Source organism: Specibacter sp. NPDC057265 (assembly GCF_042668835.1).
GTDB lineage: Bacteria > Actinomycetota > Actinomycetes > Actinomycetales > Micrococcaceae > Specibacter.
This window is the reverse complement of record NZ_JBHUYE010000042.1, coordinates 1-4,436: the sequence shown is the minus strand read 5'-3', so window position 1 is coordinate 4,436 and position 4,436 is coordinate 1. Positions and strand designations below refer to the sequence as shown.

At 62.6% G+C, this 4,436-nt stretch carries 4 protein-coding genes; 2 read left to right on the top strand and 2 right to left on the bottom strand.

Annotated features, from left to right (window positions below; genetic code table 11):
- Positions 1-104 precede the first annotated feature (104 nt).
- Positions 105-1,559 (bottom strand): NCS2 family permease, encoded by a 1,455-nt coding sequence (locus ACFUCV_RS14870; protein WP_380817098.1) that lies wholly within the window; start codon positions 1,557-1,559, stop codon positions 105-107.
- Positions 1,560-1,790: 231 nt separating this feature from the next.
- On the opposite strand from ACFUCV_RS14870, the gene ACFUCV_RS14865 reads away from it, so the two are divergent.
- Positions 1,791-2,420 (top strand): copper resistance protein CopC, encoded by a 630-nt coding sequence (locus tag ACFUCV_RS14865; protein ID WP_380817096.1) that lies wholly within the window; start codon positions 1,791-1,793, stop codon positions 2,418-2,420.
- 30 nt (positions 2,421-2,450) lie between these two features.
- Here ACFUCV_RS14865 and ACFUCV_RS14860 read toward each other — a convergent pair whose 3' ends face one another.
- Positions 2,451-3,047 carry an FAD-binding protein gene (locus ACFUCV_RS14860; protein WP_380817094.1) on the bottom strand — a complete coding sequence of 199 codons (597 nt, stop codon included), beginning with the start codon at positions 3,045-3,047 and terminating at the stop codon, positions 2,451-2,453.
- Between the two features lie 319 nt (positions 3,048-3,366).
- Between ACFUCV_RS14860 and ACFUCV_RS14855 the strand changes: the two genes are divergently transcribed.
- Positions 3,367-4,371 (top strand): universal stress protein, encoded by a 1,005-nt coding sequence (locus ACFUCV_RS14855; RefSeq protein WP_380817092.1) that lies wholly within the window; start codon positions 3,367-3,369, stop codon positions 4,369-4,371.
- Positions 4,372-4,436 lie beyond the last annotated feature (65 nt).

The following is a 4,436-nucleotide window of genomic DNA, read 5'->3' as shown; positions in this document are numbered from 1 at the left end:
TATGGTGGGGCACCCGTTGTTCACTTACATTAACAAAAATTGCCTTTTGTTGGACCGTCCCCCCCCAAATGGGGGACGGTCCAACAACTGCCATGGCGGTCAGGCTAACTGACGCCGAACAGGTCCTCCACCACACCAATGCCGAAGAACAGTATGAAGGCCCCGGCCACTGCCCACATCAAGGGGTGGACTTCCTTGGCGCGGCCCTGAAACAGGCGGATCAGCACGAAGGAGATGAAGCCTGCACCCAGGCCGTTGGCAATGGAATAGGTAAAGGGCATGAGGGTGAAGGTCAGGAACGCAGGAATGCCAATGCCCCAGTCCGACCAGTCAATTTTGCCCACCTGGGAGACCATCATGAAGCCAACCACCACAAGTGCGGGGGCCACGGCCTCAAAGGGAACCAGCTTAATCAGCGGGGTGGCGAACATGGCCGCCAGCAGCAGCAGGCCCGTCACCACCGAGGCCAGGCCGGTTCGGGCACCTTCACCAATGCCGGCCCCGGACTCCACATAGATTTGATTGGAGGAGCCGGAGGCGCCACCACCGGCAATGGCGCCAAAGGCATCAACGAGCAAGACCCGGTCCACATTGGGAATGTTGCCGTCCTTGTCAATGCTGCCGGCCTCTGAGGCAAGCCCCACCATGGTTCCCATGGCGTCGAAGAAGATGCTCAGCAAAATCACAAAGGCCAGCAACAGTGCAGCGAGCGCTCCCAACTTGCTGAAGGCGCCAAAGATGTTGACCTGTCCAATCAGGGACAGGTCGGGCCAGGACCAGGCGGAAAGCTGCGGCGAGACCAGTGACCAGCCCTGTGGGTTGGTGGTGGTGCCATCAAAGCTGGGACCAATTTTCAACGTCATTTCCAGAATGTTGGCCAACAGGGTGGAGACCAGGATGCCAATGAGGATCCCGCCCTTGACCTTGCGGACCACCAAACCTATGGTCAGCACCAGACCGATCAGGAACACCAGGGTGGGCCAGCCCAGCAACTTGCCATCAAAACCCAGTCCCACCGGTACCGTGGTGCCGGCCACGTCGGGGATGCGGCGCACAAATCCGGCATTGACCAGACCAATCAAGGCAATGAACATGCCGATGCCCACCACAATGGCTGTTTTCAGGCCTTCCGGAACGGCTCTGAACACCGCTGTACGGAATCCGGTCAGCACCAGAATAAACATGGTGATTCCAGAGAGCACCACCAGACCCATGACGTCAGGCCAGGTCAGTCCGGGGTTGGTGGCAACTGTGACGGCAATGAACGCGTTGACGCCCAGTCCGGCCGCCAGCGCGAAGGGATGTTTGGCCCAGGCGCCCATCAGGATGGTTAGGACACCTGCCACAAATGCCGTGACGGCCGCAATGCGCTCCAGCCCCAGTTCAGCGCCTGCCGAGTCCGCGCCACCGAGAATCAGCGGGTTCAACACCACGATGTAGCTCATGGCAAAGAACGTGGCGAAACCGCCGCGGATTTCGCGGGAGTAGTTGGAACCACGCTCAGTGATCTTGAAATATTTGTCGACCGCTGACAGACGCGTGTCCGTGGGGGTAGCCATGAAGAGCCTTCCGGGCGAAGTGAGGGGAATAGTATCGAGAAGAAATACTAGCCCGTGGTGCCGGTGCGAAGCATACCGTCCCCAACGAGGTTTGTCTGGGTGACAATCAGCGCGTCCGTGCCCGGCGCTGGTGCTTCATTAGTGTTGAGCCGGGGCTGGCCCTAGGGAAACTCCCATGGTTCTGGGGTACCGTAACATGGTCGCCCTAGTAACTAACGAAGGAAAATGGCTGTGAAAATTCTTGCCCGCCACCATTTTTGTGAGACCAATATGACACTGCAAGGTCTCGTGGGGCGCCTGATGGCAGGACTTCTCGGTGCTTTGCTTGTGGTGATGGGAGCTTCCGGGGCTGCCCTGGCGCACGATTCCGTGACAGGCACCTCGCCTGCCAACGGCACAACCGTGGCGACAGTGCCACAGACCATTGAAATCAGCATGAGCAACACCCCCGCAACCATTGGCTCGCAGGTTCTGGTGCTGGACCAGGCAGGCACCAATTGGGCTCAGGGAGACGTCACCGTGCTGGACGCCGTGGCCAGCCAAGCTGTCCGCCCGGGAGCGCCTGCCGGCAGTTACACCGTGAAGTGGCGTCTTGTCTCCTCCGATTCACACCCCGTCGAAGGCGAATTCAGCTTCACCGCAACGGCCGCCGGCGCGGCGCCCGGTGCGGTTGCGCAAACGGCTCCGGCCATTGGTGCAGGTCCCGTGGCTTCAGTCTCCGCAGTGCCCGAGGTGGCCGCTGATGCCGTCACTGACACAAGCGCCGTGCCGTGGAGCGTCATTGCCCTGATGGTGGTGCTGGTGGGGCTGGTGGTGGCCATGGTGCTCGCGGCCCGCCGTCGGCTTTCCAGCGAGGACTAACTCTCCACAACAGCGGCCACGGGGTGCGCATTAGGCAAACGCACCCGCCAGGGGCCCTTCAGGGAGCGCCAGACGGGACTTGATGGACTGGCTGGCCCGCCTTGCCTGGTGCAGGATCTCGGCCGTGCTGGGGATGGCCACTTCCCCGACGCCCACCAAGTACAAACCAAGGGCCTGCATGTGGATGCGCACATCCGTTGCCGTGGTGATGCCCATGGTGTGGAGAAGACGCCGCAACTGGGCCAAGGCGCTCCGGGTGAACACCACGCTGCGTGCGGTGAGGGTCCCCGAAGCGGTGCGCACCTGCCACTGGCGGGGGCCTGGTGCACCCTTTTGCGCCCCGCAGTTCAGCTCCATGGCCCGGGTGGCGGGGCGGATGTCCAGGCGGTGGCGGCGTGCGTAATGCTCCAGAATGCGCAGCACCTGACTGCGTTCACTCAGCTCGGCCAGGCTGATCCCGCCAGTGACGGGGGCGGTGTATGGCTGGGTGGGGCCAAAGCCGTCAATCATGATCGCGTCAATGCCTTGGCGGTTCAGCTCGGCAGCCACGGCCAAAGCGGAGAAGCCTGAGCCGATCACGATGGTGGTGGTTTGCTGCGCGCTGGGCAGGGCAGGTGCAACTGTCAAAGCGAATGCCTCCTCGAACGGTGGGAGAACCAAGAACGGCTGGCCAGCTGGGGGAGCACTGGGTCCGGTAGGTATTTGTACAGCAGTCCTCGCCCCGCAGCAAAGTGGCGCAAGGCGCTTGGGGTTCGAGACCACTTCGAACCCTACAGAACTTTTGTGCCCATGGGTAGGAAAATTTTTCCCCTGCTTTTTCACGTCCTCTGCAGTGAACTTGACGCGCCCTGCGGAAGCGGCAATAGTCACAGGTAAAGGCCGCGATGGGGAGGCGCTGAGGCTCAGCTGCACCCCCTTCCGGCGCACCAGCATGAGGAGGCGCATCATGAGCAGCCCGCAGGAATCACAGCAGGAAGCGGCATCCGCAGCGGCAGCTGCACCCACCGGGATTGTGGTGGGCATTGACGGTTCCGAACAAAGCAACTGCGCCTTGATCTGGGCCGCCCGCGAGGCCCAGATCCGTCAGCTGCCGCTCCATATGGTCACTGCCTATACGGTGCCCATCTTCGCTGCCTCGGGTCTGGACGGCGGGTACGCCACCATCGACGACGACGTGATCCGGCAGGGTGCTGAAGCGGTTTTACGCGAATCAGCGGCAAAAGTTGCGCACCTCAACGTCCAACTGGACGCCCGCGTGGAAAACGGTGATGCTGCCGGCGTCCTCTTGGAAATGAGTGAGAGCGCCCAACTGCTGGTTTTTGGCTCCCGCGGCCGCGGCGGCTTCCTGGGCAGGCTGCTGGGCAGCGTGAGCAGTGCCCTGCCGGCCCATTCAAAGTGTCCCACCGTTACGGTCCCATTGAAGTGCGCCCAGCGGTTGGGGCAGGGGGCTGCGGATGCCCGCGCCACCCCGCCGGTGGAAAAAGTGGTGGCGGTGGGCGTGGATGGTTCCGATCAGGCCCGCTATGCGGTGCTGCTGGCCGCCGAACAGGCACAGAGGTCCGGCAGTTCCCTGCGCATCATTTGCGCGGTGCAGCCCTACACCGGATCCCTGGCGTGGATGCCCGCGCCCGTGGACCGCGAGTCGCTCTTTGCCGAGATACAGGAACAGCTCGACGCCGGCGAGAAGTGGTTGCGCAGCCATTTCCCCACACTGCCCATTGAGGTGCAGCTGGTGGAAGGCTCAGCCGTGGAAACGCTGGTCCAGGCCACGGAAAGCTGTGAGCTGGTGGTCATGGGCACGCGCGGGCGGGGCGGTTTTGCCGGCATGATGCTTGGTTCCACCACCGACGGCGTCCGCCACCACGCCAAGGGCCCCATCATGGTGGTGCGGGACAGGGAAGATCCACGCCAAGGCGACCGCTCAGCGTTTGGTCCGCTGCTGCAGGCCTAACCCGCCAACGCCTGCAGCGTACAAAAAATGGCCGCCGTTGCCGGGCACTGGATCCAGTGCCCGGC

Excerpts from the sequence above, each read along its gene's own strand:
- ACFUCV_RS14870 (WP_380817098.1), bottom strand. The coding sequence starts at position 1,559 with ATGGCTACCCCCACGGACACGCGTCTGTCAGCGGTCGACAAATATTTC.
- ACFUCV_RS14855 (WP_380817092.1), top strand. The coding sequence starts at position 3,367 with ATGAGCAGCCCGCAGGAATCACAGCAGGAAGCGGCATCCGCAGCGGCA.